The following is a 17,999-nucleotide window of genomic DNA, read 5'->3' as shown; positions in this document are numbered from 1 at the left end:
ATAAAGAATAGAGAATAAAGAATAGATAAGGAAACCTTGGAATGAATTCCAAGCTACGAGTATGTAGGGACAGGGCATGCCCTGTCCAGTCGGGCAGCCATAGATTATTGTTCTGAAACGTAGAAGGAACTTTAAAATAAAGAATAAAGAATGAATAATAAAGAATAGTGAAGGTGCAAAGTGGCTAGAGGCCACTTTGTTTTATGTGTATTGTTGCTGGGGGATTCCTAATCCCCCAGCTTATTTAATAAAATTTTACGACCGTAGGGAGTAAAATAACCATATTTATTCTCTATTCTTTATTCTCTATTATCTAAATAAAAAGTTGTTATAAAACAAACAATTTGGGTATCATAACCTTGATGTTATAATAAAGAAAAAATAACAGTAAAGGAGAATAATAATGGAGAATTATACATATAAGAAGGTACGGAATGTATTAGCAGCAATATTAGTCCTTAATATTGCCGTTGCCCTAGCCAAACTTATATACGGTTATATGACTAATACATCAAGTATGATTGCCGATGGATATCACTCTTTCTCAGATGGTGCATCTAATGTGATAGGAATAATAGGAATATGGATAGCATCAAAACCTGCAGATAAAAGTCACCCCTATGGACATCATAAATTTGAAACCTTAGCTACTATCATTATTAGTATGTTATTATTCTTTATTTCCTTTGAAATATTAAGTAATGCCTACGACAGATTTAAAAATCCCGTTACACCTAATATTGATATATTTAGTTTTGTGGTTATGATAGTAACTATAGTGGTTAATATATTTGTAACTACATATGAGTCTAAAAGGGGTAGAGAGTTAAAAAGCAGTATACTAATATCTGACTCAAAACATACTAAAAGTGATATATATGTTTCAGTATCGGTAATAGCCAGTTTAATATTTATACAGTTAGGACTTATAATTGTGGATACAATAATAGCAGTTATTATAGCTATTTTAATTATTAAGGCAGGCTTAGAAATACTTATACCAGGAATAAATGTCTTGTCCGATGCCAATGTAATGAATACCGATGAAATATATGAAAGGGTTATGAGAATACCAGAAGTTATCTATTGCCATAAAATAAGGACTAGGGGAAAAGAGGATCATGTTATGATTGATTTACATGTGGGGATAGATAAGGAATTTACATTGGAATATTCCCATTTATTAGCCCATAGTATAGAAGATATGTTAAAGAGTAAAATAGACGGCATAGGCGAGGTTATTATACATATGGAACCGGCAGAGTTTGATGAAGAGAAAGACGGTTATACTAAAGAATAAAGAATAGAGAATAAAGAATAAATAAGGTGCAAAGTGGCTAGAGGCCACTTTGTTTTATGTGTGTTGTTGCTGGTGGATTCGTAATCCCCCAGCTTATATAATAAAATTTTACGACCGTAGGGAGTAAAATAACCATATCTATTCTTTATTCTTTATTCTCTATTATCTAAATAAGAGGAAATCTTGGAATGAATTCCAAGCTGGGATTATGTAGGGACAGGGCATGCCCTGTCCGCTTTTTTTATCCCTGAACTTTGCTCTTTGCACTCTGCATAAACAAAGGATTGCCAAAGGCGCCTTTGTTTTTTGATTATAATCAAATTATATCTTGATTGTAATCAATGCAAATAAGCTAGATCCTCCTTATAATGTAGTTAACAGATGATTAATAAAAAATTTTTAAATATATTAATAAAAAAACAGGAGGGATTGTAATGAAAAAGATGTTTAGTAGTTCAGAAAAGATAGGTGATATAGTAGCAAGATTTCCAAAGGCCAGTGATGTTTTTCAAAGATATAATATAGACTTTTGCTGTGGAGGAGATAGACCACTAAAAGACGCAATAGATAAACATAATATAGATGAAAATAAGTTATTAGCTGAATTAGAAAATGAATATGAAGAAATGAAAAATATAATTACTAAGAATACAGATTGGAATAAGGCTTCATTTTCAGATTTAATAGATCATATTGTAAATACCCATCATAGTTATTTACAAAAAGAGCTCCCAATTATATCAGAGCTTGTAACAAAGATATTAAGGGTACATGGTATTGATCATGGAGATGTATTAACTAGAGTCCACAAATTATTTAATCAATTAAAAGGAGAGTTAGAGCAACATCTTATTAAAGAAGAAGAGATACTATTTCCCATAATAAAAGAATATGAAGAAAATCCATCTGAAGAATTAAGGGCAAAGGGTATTAAGGTTATGGAAGAGACTGAAAATGAACATGATAATGCAGGGGATATATTGAAAGAGTTAAGAAAAATCACTGATAACTATACAGTACCCCCTAGTGGATGTAGAAGTTTTTCTTTAACATATGAAAAATTAGAAGAGTTAGAAAGTGATCTATTTAGACATATACACTTAGAAAATAATATTTTATTTGTTAGATTTGAAGGAAAGTAAAGGATATGTTATATATTTGAAATTTAAAATTTGTAATTGGCAATGGAGAAGGGACCCTATAGGGTCCCTTCTCCATTGCCATATATATCCACTCTGAATTGTGATTTGGTTCACATACATAGCCTTATTTTATTGTTAAAATGGATACATAAAAAATTAGGGAGGCATATCTATGGGTTATAAACTTAAAAGTGAAAGTTTTAACAATCTACTAAGGGAATTAAAGTCTGAGTATAAAATATATGCTCCAAAAGTCTTTGAAAATAGAGGAAAGTTTTCAGATACAGACTTAATTAGATATGGAGAAATAGGTAGTGTAGAAGAAATAGTATGGGATAAAAAGTCTGAGTTTTCCCCAAAGGAAGTTATATATCCAATAACTCAGACCCTATTTTACTTTACGGAAAATGAATTTAGGGAATCAATGGTTGATGAGAAAAAGATTATTGTATTTTTAAGACCCTGTGACATAAATGGGATAAGGAGATTAGATACTATATTTTTAAAAAATGGTGGACAGGAAGATGTTTACTATAAGAGATTAAGGGAAAAAGTTAAGTTTTTTATGATTGAATGTAAGGATAGTTTTGAAAATTGTTTTTGTGTTTCTATGGATTCGAATTATACAGATAATTATAATGTGGCTGTTAGATTTACTGGAGAGGAAATCTATTGTGATGTTAAAGATAAAGAATTTGAGGATTTATTAAAAGATTTAGGAACTACAGTAGAGTTTGTACCAGAATATGTTAAAGAAAATAAAGTGCAGGTTAATATACCTGATAGTGATAAAATTTCAATGGATATTTTTGATCATGATATATGGAAAGAGTATTCTAAAAGATGTATAGCCTGTGGAAAGTGTAATACCAGCTGTATAACCTGTAGTTGTTTTACAACCTATGATATAACCTATGATGAAAATCCCAAAGCTGGAGAGCGAAGAAGGGTTTGGGCAGGATGTCATATAGATAAATTTACTGATATGGCAGGGGGACATGGTTTCCGTAAAGACTATGGCTCAAGGATGAGATTTAAGACTATGCATAAGATATATGATTATAATAAAAGGTTTGATGAGCATATGTGTGTTGGATGTGGGAGATGTGATGATAATTGTCCCCAATATATATCATTTTCAAATTGTATAAACAAAGTAAATGATGTTTTAAAGGAGGAGAAAGCCAATGAATAATCCATATATTCCTCAAAAAAAGAAAATTATTGATGTTAATGCCCAAACTGATATAGATATAACATATAAGGTAGAATGGGATATAAAGCCGGAAAATGGACAGTTTGTTCAAGTATCTATTCCCAGAGTTGGCGAAGTTCCCATATCCATAAGTGACTTTGGAGATGGATATATAGAAATGACCATAAGGAAGGTAGGTAAGGTTACAAATAAAATATATGAATTAAAACCTGGAGACCATTTATTCTTAAGAGGTCCCTATGGAAAAGGATTTCCTTTAGAAAAATATAAAGGGAAACATCTGATAATAGCTGCAGGGGGAACGGGGCTTGCTCCAGTAAAAAGTATAATAAACCATTTTTATAACAATGAAAAGGATATAAATAGATTTGACATACTAATGGGATTTAAATCCCCAAAAGATATCCTATTTGGTGATGAAATAAATTTATGGGATAAAAAGTTTAATACCATTTTAACCGTTGATAATGGTAATGAAACATGGAATGGAAATACAGGACTTATAACTAAGTATGTAGATAATATAAATATAGGAAATATGGCCGATGTTGAGGTAGTAGTAGTGGGACCTCCTATTATGATGAAGTTTACTGTCCTTGAGTTTTTAAAGAGGGGAGTTCCCAAGGATAAGATATGGGTTTCCTTTGAAAGAAAGATGTCCTGTGCAATTGGAAAATGTGGTCATTGTAAAATAGATGAAACCTATGTCTGTTTAGAGGGACCGGTATTTAACTATGTTAAAGCAGAAACATTAATTGATTAATGGGAGGTAAAATTATGTCTATGGATTTAAATGTAAAATCTATTAAAAAAAATGCATATAGAATAACTAAACATAGAAATAAAACAGCTTTACGTATTAGAGTTCCTGGTGGAGAGATAAATGCAAAATATCTAGGAGTTGTACAAAATATTGCAGAAAAATATGGAGACGGTAATGTTCATATTACCACTAGACAAGGCTTTGAAGTTACAGGAATACCCTTTGATAAAATAGATGAAGTTAATAAAGAAGTGAAAACTATAATAGAAGGTTTAGAATTAGACTACGGAGTAAGGATAGAAAAACCCGAAGAGGGGTATCCAGCTGCGGGAACCAGAAATGTTTCTGCCTGTATAGGGAATAAGGTATGTAAATTTGCAAATTATAATACAACGGAATTTGCTAGAAAAATTGAAAAAGCTATATTTCCCAATGACTATCATGTGAAAATAGCATTAACGGGATGTCCCAATGATTGTATAAAGGCCCATATGCAAGATTTCGGTATTATAGGAATGGTGGAGCCAGAATATCACATGGATAGATGCATAGGATGTGAAGCCTGTGTTAAAAACTGTAAGAGAAGAGTTACTGAAGCATTATCAATGAAAAATGGTAAAGTTATAAGGGATGAAAAGAGATGTATTGGATGTGGGGAATGTATATTAAAATGTCCCATGGCAGCATTTACTAGAAATCCTAAAAAGTATTATAAAGTAGTTATAATGGGACGTACAGGAAAAAGAGATCCAAGGATTGCAAAACCATTTTTACAGTGGGTAACAGAGGAAACTATAATAAAAGTTATTACCAATACCTATGATTATATAGATGAGTTTATAGATAGGTCATTACCGAAGGAACATGTGGGATATATAGTGGATAGAACTGGGTATCAGGTTTTTAAGGAGTATGCACTTAAAGATGTAGAGCTTAATGAAAAGGCAGTAGTTTCTGAATATATACATTTTTAAATGCAAAGAATAAAGAATAGATAATAAAGAATAGATAAGGTGTAAAGTGGCCAGAGGTCACTTTGGTCTATGTGTGTTGTTGCTGGGGGATTCGTAATCCCCCAGCTTATATAATAAAATTTTACGACCGTAGGGAGTAAAATAACCATATTTATTCTCTAAATAAAAGAAAACCCTGGAATGAATTCCAAGCTACAATTATGTAGGGGCAGGGCATGCCCTGCCCGGTTGGTTAGTCATAAGAGTTTAGATTCTAATTTACTAATAATATTTTTTAGATTTTCAATTAATTTTATTTTTTTCTCTAAACTGTTTGCCTTATATATAGAAGAAACAAGGGAATTCATTTTATTTATATATTCATTATCTTTATCAAATTCCGCAGTTCTATTTAAAATTTCTATAGATTTAACTAGGTAGCCAATATCTAACATGTCTTCATCTAAATCCTTTATTATATTTATTTCCTCACTAGATTTGATGTCACTATACTGCTGTAGAGTATTATTAATATCTCTAAGTATAATTTTAGTAGATATATCTATATTATCAATGGCATTAGTATGAAATATAATTGTTTTATAAATATAAAATAATAAGAATAGTATAATGAAGCTTAGTAGTAATTTTATAGTAAATTTTTTCACATTGGATTATCCCCTTTAATACATGATATATCTATATATAACAATTATGTTTTTATTGATCAGTCTAATTAAATTTAATGACCTATTTATCTTTAGCAATATAATATAAGTACAAGATTAATACAGAAATAATATCATTTTATTGGTCAGTTTTCAATAATTTTCTTATAATTAAAAATTCAGTTGGAATTGTATTTACTGAAAAATTTAAAAGGTAATATAATGAATTAAATTGAAAAAGTATAAAAAGCATCGTAAAAGCAAGTTTGCTTCAATGATGCTTTTTATATATTACATTATATTTTTAAAAAGTTCCATAATATCTTTCCTTAACTTCTCTACACCAATTCTATCGATAAAGAAACTCATTTTTTCTCCTTCTTGAGCTTCATTTTTGTAATAGTTAATGACTGTATCTAGCATAGTAAGGGCATTTTCTTCTGATAAATCTTTAGCCACCACATCGGCTACCCTAGGATGAAAGCCTCCACTACCTCCAGCGGTAATCATGTATCCATCGTGATCACCTATTACTCCAAAGTCCTTTGAATAAACACTTGTACAAGCATTTCTACAACCAGCCACAGCTATTTTAGTTCTATTTGGCATTTCCATACCATGATATATTTCATTTATTTTCATACCTAGTTTTAAAGAGTTTTGTTTTGCCCTTTTACAGAAAGAGGCAGGACACATCTCTACGTTTTTAACTGATAGGTGGGATTTAACCCCCGGTTCCATACCAAGTTCTTCCCAGACTTTTGGAACATCGTCAGCTTCAAGGCCCAGTATTGCAATTCTCTGACCTGAAGTTATTTTTAATGAACCGTTATATTTTTTAGCTATTTCTCCAATCTTTATCATATCATCGGCTTTAATAAATCCTCCGGGAATATGGGGAGTTACACCGTATGTTTTCTTTCCATTTCGAACCTTTTGTAATACAGAATATTTAGGGTGCATAAAAAACCCTCCTTTAATCTTATATTTGTCTATATTATAAAGTATAAGATTAAAGGAGACTATGATATAGGTCACAAAATAAAGAAATAATTACTATACCGGGGAATGAATTCCCCTCTACATATCAATGTTTGTTATATACAACTGGATATAAATAGCATCTAATCCATTTGAAGGATATCTTTACATATACTATAGAACCCCAAAATCTCTGCTCTCTGGACTTTGCACTCTGTAGAAACAAAGAAGCACCAACGGTGCCTTTGTTATTACTCTGTTATTAAAATAAAGAAATTATTTCTTAAAAACCCTTTTATTCATTTTTAGCTCCTCATTATTTTTGTCTTTATCATCTAATAAAGCAATTTTGAAGTTGATTTTTTCCTTCTCATATTTACATTCAGTAAATGCTATACCACACTGGTATTTATATCTACATTCTTGACAAGCCATTTTAGTGAGTTTATTTTTTTCTTTGCTAGCCATTTCTTTTAGTTTATTTTCAGTTTTATATTCAGTTTCGATTTCCCTAATAGTTAATCTTAATTCCTTAATAAAGGTCTTTTTCAAAAGTCTTAATGCTGTTTTTTTATCCTTTTTTCTAATCATATTTATATTAACTCTATCCCCATAAACATTTCCGGAAATGGTAGTATTGGAAAATGATATATTGAAATTACTACTATATGTATCAAAAATTTTTCTACCATTATCACTTATTGGGGTAATATTGCCTAAAAGTTTAATTTGATATATATACCCCACACTATAGATTTGTTGATAATCTATATGGAAATTCCTATCAAATGCTCTTACCTTCCATGTTAACTTGTAGTAGATAATAGATATTGATATTATTGTTACTAAGGTTATAATAGATATAGTGAAAATATTCATAATACACCTCCTATTAAATACATTTTATCATAGTAATACATGAAGTCCTTGTTCTTATTTATGGAAAGAGAGGTAAAATAGTAAATAGATATAGATACAGTAGGTAAAAATAATAATAGATTTTAAAATATCACTTAGATTGGAGTAGATTTATGAAATCAAAATTAAATGATATATGCAAAAATTTAAATATAGAATATATGGGAATATCTAATATAGGTCCATATTTGGAATTAAAAGAAATATTAGAAATGAGAAATAAAGAGGGATATTATACACCCTTTGATGGAAGTGATATGGATAAAAAAGTAGACCCAAAATTAACTATGGAAAATGTAAAATCCATTATAGTTTGTTTATTTCCATATTTAACAGATAACATGGAAAAATCAAATTTATCAAAATATACCCATTCTATTGATTATCATATAATAGTAAAAAATAAACTTAATAAAATAGGGGAAGAACTTGAAAAAGAAATAGATGGATTTGAATATATGTCCTTTGTAGATACTGGACCTTTGGTTGACAGATACCTAGCCTATCAAGCTGGATTAGGTTTTTTTGGTATAAATAGTCATATTATTACTGAAAAATATGGCTCCTATGTTTTCATAGGCTACATATTAAATAACTATCCCTTTGAATATGATAAACCCTTAGATAAAACCTGTGTTCAATGTTATAGATGTGTAAAAGCTTGTCCTGGACAAATCATACTTGGGGATTTTAATATTGATCCTAAAAAGTGTAAGTCATATTTAACCCAGAAAAAGGGAGAGTTACCTAATGATGAGGAACAAATTATTAAAAAGACAGATTTAGTTTTTGGATGTGATGTATGTCAAGACGTATGTCCCCACAATAAAAATGTAGAAAAAACCATAATAGGAGATTTTAAGAAAGATCTTATATTTAATTTAGATTATGAAGAGATTTCTAAAATGTCAAATAGGGGATTTAAAAGGGAATACGGTAATAGAGCTTTTAGCTGGAGGGGGAAGAAGCCTATTTTGAGAAACCTTCTATATTTAGAGAATAGAGAATAAAGAATAGAGAATAGATGTGGCGATTTTACTCTCTACGATCGTAAAATTTCATTGGATAGAGCAAGTTGGGGGATTACGAATCCCCCAACAACTTTTTAAAAAATAGAACAAAGTGGCCTTAAGGCCACTTTGCACATTATTTATTCTTTATTCTCTATTATTTATTCTTTAAAGTTAAACTATACCTTGTGCCATCATAGCATCTGCTACTTTTTTGAATCCAGCTATGTTAGCTCCTGCAACATAGTTTCCTTCCATGCCAAATTCTTTAGCAGCTTCATCAGCAGCTTTAAATATATTAACCATGATTGCATCTAATTTACTATTAACTTCTTCAAATGTCCAAGATAATCTCATACTATTTTGAGACATTTCAAGGGCTGAAGTAGCAACTCCGCCAGCATTAGCAGCTTTAGCTGGAGCAACTAATATATCATTTTCAAGGAATAAGTTTAATGCATCGTTTGTACATGGCATGTTAGCACCTTCACCAACAATCTTAGTACCATTTGCAATTAATTGTTTTGCATGCTCAACATGAATATCATTTTGAGTAGCACATGGAAGAGCTATATCACATTTAATTGACCAAATGCCTTTTTGTCCTTCATGATACTCAGCTTCTGGATGATGCTTAACATATTCGCTGATTCTTTTTCTTTCAACTTCTTTTATTTGTTTAACAGTGTCTAAGTTTACACCATTTTTATCATAGATATATCCTTTAGAGTCACACATAGCAACAACATTAGCACCGTATTCTTTAGCCTTTTCACAAGCATATATTGCAACATTACCAGCACCTGATATAACAACAGTTTTGTCTTTGAAAGAGTCGTTATTAGCAGCAAGCATTTCTCTTACGAAGTAGATTAAACCAAATCCAGTAGCTTGTTTTCTAGCTAAAGAACCACCATAAGTAAGTCCTTTACCAGTTAATACTCCACCTTCGTATCCATTTCTTATTTTTTTGTATTGACCAAATAGGTATCCTATTTCCCTAGCTCCAACTCCAATATCTCCAGCTGGAACATCAATATCTTGACCAATATGTCTATATAATTCTGTCATAAAGCTTTGGCAGAATCTCATTATTTCATTGTCTGATTTACCTTTAGGATCGAAGTCAGAACCACCTTTACCTCCACCTATAGGAAGACCAGTTAATGAATTTTTAAATATTTGTTCAAATCCTAAGAACTTAATGATTCCTAAGTAAACTGAAGGGTGGAATCTTAAACCACCTTTGTAAGGTCCTATAGCACTATTAAATTGAACTCTGAAACCTCTATTAACCTGTACGTTACCTTTATCATCTACCCAAGGCACTCTGAACATGATTTGTCTTTCAGGTTCAACAAGTCTATCAAGTATACCTGATTCAACATACTCTGGATGTTTTTCTATAACAGGCTCTAATGATATTAATACTTCTTCAACAGCTTGGTGAAATTCAGCTTCACCAGGATTTCTTTTCTTTACTTCTTCCATTATGTTTTGAACAACTGACATTAGATCAACTCCTTAATATATGTTTTTATAAGGCTAAGCTAAAAAAGCAACTAAGCCAGGATTTAATTCCATCAGTTTAAATTATACAACTTATATACAATTTTGCAAACAAAAACTTAGATAAATTAACAAATCGTAAAAAATAGATAATAGTTTATTTTTTAACAAGTATAAAACGTTTTCACAAGTAATTGTATAATTTTTTATAAATAATAAATATGTAGAATATATACAATGTAATGATATAATATTAAGTATTAAGAGTAGTTATTTATATTATTAGGAGGTTTGTTAATGAATATTCTAATTAAAAATGCCATGGTTTTGCCCATGGGAAAAGAAAAAAAGATACTAGAAAACATCAGTATTGGAATAGAAGGAGATATAATAAAGTACATAGGAGATATACCAAAAGACTTTAAGGCAGATAAGGTTATAGATGGCAATAATAGAATGGTTATGCCTGGCCTTATTAATTCCCATACCCATATTGCCATGTCACTATTTAGAAACTATGCAGATGATTTACCATTTTGGCCTTGGCTAACGGAAAAGATATGGCCTCTTGAGGATAAACTTACATCAGAAGATGTATACTGGGGTTCTATGCTAAGCATTGCTGAAATGATAAGGTCTGGGATTACAAGTTTTGCAGATATGTACTTTTTTATGGATGAAACTGCAAAGGCCGTAAAAGAATCAGGTATAAGGGCATCCCTTTCTAGGGGAGTTGCTGGGGAAGGTAAGGATGACTTTTTTAAATTAGAAGAGATGAAGGAATTTTATAATAAATGGCATGGAGAATGTGATGGAAGAATAACAGTAATGGCAGGACCCCATGCACCATATACATGTAGTCCAGATTATCTTAAAGAAATAATTAAGATGGTTAAAGGGACAGAAATGAAGATACATATACATCTTTCAGAAAGCAAAAAGGAAGTTGAAGATAGTTATAAAGCCTATGGGAAGTCACCTATAGAACATGTAAAGGATATAGGTTTATTGGATCTTCATACTTTAGCCGCCCATTGTGTTCATTTATCCGATAATGATATTGATATATTGGCAGAAAAGAATGTTAATGTTGTCAACAATCCAGGAAGTAATTTAAAGTTGGGAAATGGATTTGCTAGGATTGATGAGATGCTAAAGAAAGGCATTAATATTGCCCTTGGAACTGATGGATCTTCTAGTAATAATAATTTAAACATGTTTGAAGAAATGAATTTAGCTGCCCTTATAAATAAAGGATTAAATCAAAATAGTACTTCTGTACCCGCAATAACTGCCATAAAAATGGCCACAGAAAATGGAGCATTAGCTTTAGGAATAGAAAAGGAAACTGGAACTATAGAGATAGGTAAGAAGGCAGATATGATTTTAATTGATATCGATAAACCTCATTTATATCCCCATTACAATCTGATTTCATCTATGGCATACTCAGCCCAAGGATCAGATGTGGATACTGTTATAGTAAATGGAGAAGTGGTTATGGAAAATAGAGAATTAAAAACTATAGATGAAGAAAAGGTTATGTATAATACAGAAAAAAAAGCAAAAGAATTAATTAGTAAAGCTTAGGAGGGGACTTTTATGGCTAGAATAAATACAATAGAATTTAAAGACAATAAGTTAAGGTTAATAGATCAAAGGAAATTACCTGTTGAGGAAACCTATTTTATATGTGAAAACTATAAAGATGTGGAATTTGCAATTAGGGATATGGTGGTTAGAGGAGCTCCAGCCATAGGAGCTACAGCTGGTTATGGAGTTGTTTTAGCAGCCCAGGAATTTAAAGAAGGCCAAAGAGAAGACTTTTTCACCAAAATGGATGATGCCCTTGATAAACTAAATAAATCTAGACCCACCGCAGTTAATCTTATGTGGGCAATAAAAAGAATGAAAAGAATCATTAGAGACAATAAGGATAAAGAACTGGATAATATATATAATATTTTAAAGGATGAAGCAGATAAAATATTGAAGGAAGATATAGAGACCAATAAAAAAATGGCCAGTTTTGGCAATGAAATTGTAGAAAAAGGGGCTACTATATTGACCCACTGTAACACAGGAGCTTTGGCAACTGCAGGTTATGGAACAGCTTTAGGTGTTATTAGAGAGGCCCATTATTCTAATAAAAATATATTTGTATATGCAGACGAAACTAGACCAAGACTTCAAGGGGGAAGACTTACTGCGTGGGAGTTAAAAGAAGAAAGAATTCCAGCAAAATTAATAGCAGATAATGCTGCGGCAACGTTAATAAGAGATGGTAAGATAGATTTAATTCTAGTTGGAGCCGATAGGATTGCATTAAATGGAGATACGGCAAATAAGATTGGAACATTTATGCTATCGGTTGTGGCAAAGGCTTATAGTGTACCTTTTTATATAGTTGCTCCAACAACTACCATTGATTTTGATATTGAAACCGGAGAAGAAATAGATATAGAAGAAAGATCCAGTGATGAAGTAACCCATGTTATGGGAAATAGAGTGGCACCTGAAGGCATAGAAGTTTATAATCCTGCCTTTGATGTTACACCAAATGAGAATATTGCAGGAATTATAACGGAAAAGGGGATTGTAAGGGCTCCTTTTAAGGAAAACATAGTTAAAATTAAAGAATAAATAATAGAGAATAAATAATAGATAAGGAGATTTTACTCCCGATGGTCGTAAAATTTAATTATGTAGGGACTTTAAAACTAAAGAAGAAAGTGTAAAGAAGAAAGAAGAAATATAAAAACGTAGGGACATGGCATGCCCTGTCAGGGATCTTGACAAAAATTGTAGAGTTGAAACGTAGAGGGGAATTCATTCCCCGGTATTAAAATATACAGGGGTGATACAAAAATGAACAAAGGAATAATTGGTGGGACTGGGGTATATGATGCCAGTTCCAATAGCTATATTAAAGAAGTAGAGACTAAATATGGTAAGGTCCAAGTGGATATAGTGGAAATAAACGGAGAAGAAATAGTATTTTTAGCTAGACATGGGAAAAATCACTCTAATCCTCCCCATTTAGTTAATTATAGAGCTAATATTGCTGCACTAAACAAATTAGGGATAGAGTATATATATGCTACCGCAGCTGTGGGATCATGTAATGAAAATTATGCTCCTGGAGATATTGTTGTTATAACTGATTTTTTAGATTTCACTAAATCTAGACCTCTAACCTTCTACGAAGGTGGAAAAGAGGGTGTTAAGCATGTGGATATGTCTGATCCCTATTGCAAAAATCTAAGGGAATTATTTTATAATAAAGCAGAGAATAATGGATTAATTATAAAGGGAGAAGGAATATATGTAACTACAGAGGGACCCAGATTTGAAAGTGCCGCTGAAATAAGAATGTATAAACAACTTGGAGGAGACGTTGTAGGTATGACTAATGTCCCTGAGGTTGTCCTAGCAAAGGAATTGGGAATGTGTTATTCAGTTATAGGAATTGTAACTAATTGGTGTACCGGAGTGAAAAAGGAAATAACCCTTCATGATATAGACGAAGCAGTATCTAAAAATAAAGAAAAAATAACAAAAACTTTTATAGATATATTTAAAAGTGATATAACTAAAGAGGAATGTAATTGTAATAATGCTTTAATAGAGTTATAAAAAGGAGGAGCTATAATTGATTATAAAATTTGAAAAGGTTAGACAGGAAGTTATAGATGCAGGGCTTGAAATGTTAAAATCACAGTTGGTAGTGGGGACTTGGGGGAATATAAGTGCCAGGGTTCCTGGAGAAGATTGCATAGCAATAACTCCCAGTGGAGTGGACTATGATACTATAACCACAGATGGAATAGTAATACTTGATATGGATGGAAATATAATAGATGGAAATAAGAAACCATCTATAGAATACAATCTTCATCTTGCTGTATATAAAGCAAGAGAAGATGTAGATGCCATAGTACACACCCATAGCTCCTATTGTACTTCCATGGCTATAGCTAGAAAGCCTATACCGGCAGCAGCTGAGGATTTAGTTCAAATAGTAGGAGGAGATGTAAGGGTAACAAACTATGTGTTGCCAGGTAGCAAAGAACTTGGAGATGAAGCTGTAAAGGCTCTTAAAGATAGAAATGCTTGTATTTTGGCTAATCATGGTTGTTTAGCTGTGGCAGGAAACTTAAAGGAAGCATTAAAAACAGCCTTTATAGTTGAAAAATCTGCTAAGGCAACCATCTTCGCCAATATTATGGGGGGAGTAGTTGAACTTGGTCAAGGGGATATAGACTTTATGAGGGATTTTTATGTAAATAAATATGGACAAAAATAGGAGGTGATAATGATGGATAAAAATAAAGAATATAAATTTGATACGTTATCTATACATGGTGGGCAAGAGGGTAAAAACCCTAGCAATGCCTTGAATCCTCCAATCTTTCAAACATCAACCTTTGTTTTTAATAATACAGAGCATGTAAGAAAGGTTATGAATTTTGAAAGTGATGATTATGTATATACAAGGGGAAACAATCCCACATTAAGATTATTTGAAAATAGAATGGCATCTTTGGAAGAGGGGAATGGTTCCGTTGCATTTGCATCGGGAATGGCAGCCATAAGTTCAGTTTTATTTTCCTTCTTGAAACCAGGGGACAATGTAATTATTAATAATACACTATATGGTTCCAGTTATAGTGTAGCTACAGAACTATTGCCTAAATACAATGTGGATTATAAAGTGGTGGATTTATCAAATCCAGAGTCATTAAATGATAAAATAGATGAAAATACTAAAGTTATATATTTTGAAACCCCATCAAACCCCAACCTTAGAATAATAGATATTAAAAAGGTTGTAGAGATTGCAAAGAAACATAATATAAAAGTAGTAGTAGATAATACATTCGCCACTCCATACTTTCAAAAACCATTGACTTTAGGAGTAGATGTTGTTGTTCATAGTGCAACAAAATATATATGTGGTCATGGGGATGTTGTGGCAGGAGTAGCAGTGTCTAAGAATCAAGACTACATTCACAAGCTAAAATTTGAATATATGTGCGAATTTGGGGGAGCTATGAGCCCCTTTAATGCATGGCTATTACTTAGGGGACTTAAAACTTTAGGAGTTAGAATGAGGGAGCATGAGAGAAATGCGAAAAAAGTAGCAAAGTACTTAAACACTCATCCAAAAGTCAAGTCTGTAATGTATCCGGGGCTTGAAGACTTTAAGGGACATAATATAGCTAAAGAACAAATGAAGGGTTATGGTGCAATGATAAGTTTTGAAATAGATGGTGACCTGGAAGATGCAAAAAAAGTAGTGGATAATGTAAAGTTAGCTAAACTGGCAGTTAGTTTAGGGGACTGTGAAACCTTAATAGAGTTACCGGCGGCAATGACCCATCTAGGTTATCCAAAGGAACAATTAGCTAAATTTGGGTTAACTGAAACTATGATAAGGATATCTGTAGGATTAGAAAATGTAGATGATATTATAGAAGATTTAGATCAAAGCTTGGGATTAGTTTAGAAGTAATATTAATTTTAAAGGAGAGGAAATATGGAGGATATAACTTCAAAAGAAATTAATGATAATATAAAATATCTAAGGCTTTTATCACAACAATATCCAAATATATCTTCAACCAGTGCAGAGATAATAAATCTACAAGCAATTTTAAATCTACCAAAGGGGACGGAACACTTTTTAACTGATATTCATGGAGAACATGAGGCCTTTAGCTATGTTTTAAAAAATGCCTCTGGAGTTTTAAAATTAAAAATAGATGATTTATTTGGAGATATTTTAAATAACTCAGAAAAAAAGGCATTGGCTACATTACTTTATTATCCAGAGGAAAAACTTGAAATGATTAAAAAAAATGAAGATAACTTAGAAAATTGGTATAAAATAACTCTTTGTAGACTTATAGAGATATGCAGAGTAGTTTCCTCTAAATATACAAGGTCTAAGGTTAGAAAGGCATTACCTAAAGATTTCGCATATATTATAGAAGAGTTACTCCATGAAGATGAAAACAGGCTTAATAAGCATAATTATTTTAATAAAATTATAGATACTATTATAGATATAAAAAGGGCCGATGAATTTATTATAGAAACATGTAAACTAATACAAAGACTTGCAATAGATAGACTCCATATATTGGGGGATATATATGATAGAGGTCCTGGGGCCCATATTATCTTAGATCAGTTGATGGAAAGGGATTCTATTGATATACAATGGGGCAATCATGATATTTTATGGATGGGTGCAGCTGGAGGGTCTGAAGCATGTATGGCAAATGTCATTAGAATATCAACACGGTATGCTAATCTTGAGACAATAGAAGAGGGATATGGTATAAACTTATTACCCCTTGCCACATTTGCCCTTAGATTTTATGGTGGAGATCCTTGTACACAATTTAAGACCAAATTTCCTAAGAAAATTCATTTTGGAGAAAGGGACTTAGATTTAATAGCTAAAATGCATAAAGCCATAGCTATTATTCAATTTAAAATAGAAGGTCAGATTATTAAAAAAAGTCCCCAATATAATATGGAAAATAGGTTATTGTTAGATAAAATAGATCATGAGAATAATACAATAATAATAAAGGGTAAAAAGTACCACCTTAATGACACTAATTTTCCAACAATAGATCCAAGTAATCCCTATGAACTAACGAAGGAAGAAAAAAGTCTGGTTAAGAAATTAAAAGTATATTTTTTAAATAGTGAAAAATTACAAAAACATACTAAGTTTTTATATTCAAAGGGAAGTATGTATCTTAAATTTAATTCCAATCTTCTTTATCATGGATGTATACCAATGAATCAAGACGGCACATTTAAAAAAGTTACCATCGGTGAAGAAAAATACTGGGGAAAAAATCTATTGGATAAGTTTAATCATTTATTAACGGAATTTTATTTTAATAGAGAAAATATAGATGAAAGATTATTTGGTACAGATATAGTATGGTATTTATGGTGTGGAGAAAATTCTCCATTATTTGGAAAAGACCAAATGGCCACATTTGAGAGATATTTTATAGATGATAAAGAAACCCATATTGAAAATAAAAATCCATATTTTAAGTTAAGAGATGATGAAAGTGTATGTAGATATATTTTAGAAGAGTTTGGTCTAGAACCAGATACCTCCCATATAGTAAATGGACATGTTCCTGTAAAAACTATAAAGGGAGAAAGTCCCATAAAGGCCAATGGAAAAATGCTTGTTATAGATGGAGGATTTTCAAAGGCATACCAGAAAAAAACTGGAATAGCTGGATACACCCTTATTTATAATTCCTATGGACTAAGGCTAGCTTCCCATAAAACTTTTGAATCAACAGAAAAAGCTATATCTGAGGAAATGGATGTGTTATCAACAATGGTAGGTTTAGAGAAGGTTAATAGAAAGTATGTGGGGGACACAGATATAGGGGAAAAATTAAAGTCAGAAATTAGGGACTTAGAAATGTTATTAACAGCATATAGAAGGGGACTAATAAAGGAAAATCCTTAACTTATATAATTGACAATTGA

Annotated in this window: 16 protein-coding genes; 12 read left to right on the top strand and 4 right to left on the bottom strand. The window is 31.5% G+C overall.

Going from position 1 to position 17,999, the window contains the following annotated elements; translation table 11 throughout:
* The first annotated feature begins 403 nt into the window (after positions 1-403).
* The 5 genes from V6137_RS06775 (at position 404) to asrC (ending at position 5,395) form a co-directional block, all read left to right on the top strand.
* Positions 404-1,300, top strand: a complete 897-nt coding sequence (locus tag V6137_RS06775; RefSeq protein WP_425447139.1) for a cation diffusion facilitator family transporter — start codon at positions 404-406, stop codon at positions 1,298-1,300.
* A gap of 434 nt (positions 1,301-1,734) precedes the next feature.
* The gene (gene ric / locus V6137_RS06770; protein WP_425447138.1) at positions 1,735-2,442 is read left to right on the top strand and encodes an iron-sulfur cluster repair di-iron protein; all 708 of its coding nucleotides are present in this window, start codon (positions 1,735-1,737) and stop codon (positions 2,440-2,442) included.
* A 172-nt stretch (positions 2,443-2,614) separates the two neighbouring features.
* Complete coding sequence (gene asrA / locus V6137_RS06765) at positions 2,615-3,637, top strand: anaerobic sulfite reductase subunit AsrA (protein ID WP_425447137.1); 1,023 nt, start codon at positions 2,615-2,617, stop codon at positions 3,635-3,637.
* Positions 3,630-4,421 (top strand): anaerobic sulfite reductase subunit AsrB, encoded by a 792-nt coding sequence (gene asrB, locus V6137_RS06760; RefSeq protein WP_425447136.1) that lies wholly within the window; start codon positions 3,630-3,632, stop codon positions 4,419-4,421. Before asrA ends, asrB begins: the two co-directional genes overlap by 8 nt.
* A 14-nt stretch (positions 4,422-4,435) precedes the next feature.
* The gene (gene asrC / locus V6137_RS06755) at positions 4,436-5,395 is read left to right on the top strand and encodes a sulfite reductase subunit C (protein WP_425447135.1); all 960 of its coding nucleotides are present in this window, start codon (positions 4,436-4,438) and stop codon (positions 5,393-5,395) included.
* A 236-nt stretch (positions 5,396-5,631) separates the two neighbouring features.
* Here asrC and V6137_RS06750 read toward each other — a convergent pair whose 3' ends face one another.
* From V6137_RS06750 to V6137_RS06740, 3 genes are all read right to left on the bottom strand, one after another.
* On the bottom strand, positions 5,632-6,042 hold the full coding sequence (locus V6137_RS06750; protein ID WP_425447134.1) for a hypothetical protein: 411 nt from the start codon (positions 6,040-6,042) through the stop codon (positions 5,632-5,634).
* Between the two features lie 291 nt (positions 6,043-6,333).
* Positions 6,334-7,005: a nitrite/sulfite reductase domain-containing protein gene (locus V6137_RS06745; protein WP_425447133.1), complete on the bottom strand. Its 672-nt coding sequence runs from the start codon at positions 7,003-7,005 to the stop codon at positions 6,334-6,336.
* A 294-nt stretch (positions 7,006-7,299) separates the two neighbouring features.
* Entirely contained in the window at positions 7,300-7,902 is a 603-nt protein-coding gene (locus V6137_RS06740) for a hypothetical protein (RefSeq protein ID WP_425447132.1), read from the bottom strand.
* A 152-nt stretch (positions 7,903-8,054) separates the two neighbouring features.
* Between V6137_RS06740 and queG the strand changes: the two genes are divergently transcribed.
* Positions 8,055-8,951 carry a tRNA epoxyqueuosine(34) reductase QueG gene (gene queG, locus V6137_RS06735; protein WP_425447131.1) on the top strand — a complete coding sequence of 299 codons (897 nt, stop codon included), beginning with the start codon at positions 8,055-8,057 and terminating at the stop codon, positions 8,949-8,951.
* 174 nt (positions 8,952-9,125) lie between these two features.
* On the opposite strand, the gene gdhA is transcribed toward queG, so the two are convergent.
* Positions 9,126-10,463 (bottom strand): NADP-specific glutamate dehydrogenase, encoded by a 1,338-nt coding sequence (gene gdhA, locus V6137_RS06730; RefSeq protein WP_425447130.1) that lies wholly within the window; start codon positions 10,461-10,463, stop codon positions 9,126-9,128.
* 294 nt (positions 10,464-10,757) lie between these two features.
* Between gdhA and V6137_RS06725 the strand changes: the two genes are divergently transcribed.
* The 6 genes from V6137_RS06725 to V6137_RS06700 all read left to right on the top strand — a co-directional run bounded on the left by V6137_RS06725 (position 10,758) and on the right by V6137_RS06700 (position 17,979).
* Positions 10,758-12,050: an amidohydrolase gene (locus tag V6137_RS06725; protein WP_425447129.1), complete on the top strand. Its 1,293-nt coding sequence runs from the start codon at positions 10,758-10,760 to the stop codon at positions 12,048-12,050.
* Between the two features lie 12 nt (positions 12,051-12,062).
* The gene (gene mtnA / locus V6137_RS06720; RefSeq protein ID WP_425447128.1) at positions 12,063-13,103 is read left to right on the top strand and encodes an S-methyl-5-thioribose-1-phosphate isomerase; all 1,041 of its coding nucleotides are present in this window, start codon (positions 12,063-12,065) and stop codon (positions 13,101-13,103) included.
* A 225-nt stretch (positions 13,104-13,328) separates the two neighbouring features.
* Entirely contained in the window at positions 13,329-14,096 is a 768-nt protein-coding gene (locus tag V6137_RS06715; protein WP_425447127.1) for an S-methyl-5'-thioinosine phosphorylase, read from the top strand.
* A 16-nt stretch (positions 14,097-14,112) separates the two neighbouring features.
* Positions 14,113-14,766: a class II aldolase/adducin family protein gene (locus tag V6137_RS06710; protein ID WP_425447126.1), complete on the top strand. Its 654-nt coding sequence runs from the start codon at positions 14,113-14,115 to the stop codon at positions 14,764-14,766.
* Positions 14,767-14,778: 12 nt separating this feature from the next.
* Positions 14,779-15,969 (top strand): trans-sulfuration enzyme family protein, encoded by a 1,191-nt coding sequence (locus V6137_RS06705; protein ID WP_425447125.1) that lies wholly within the window; start codon positions 14,779-14,781, stop codon positions 15,967-15,969.
* Between the two features lie 30 nt (positions 15,970-15,999).
* Complete coding sequence (locus V6137_RS06700) at positions 16,000-17,979, top strand: fructose-1,6-bisphosphatase (protein WP_425447124.1); 1,980 nt, start codon at positions 16,000-16,002, stop codon at positions 17,977-17,979.
* The last annotated feature ends 20 nt before the right edge of the window (positions 17,980-17,999 follow it).

It is taken from the genome of Dethiothermospora halolimnae (genome assembly GCF_037577855.1).
GTDB lineage: Bacteria > Bacillota > Clostridia > Tissierellales > VENL01 > Dethiothermospora > Dethiothermospora halolimnae.
This window is presented reverse-complemented; position numbering and strand designations above follow the sequence as displayed.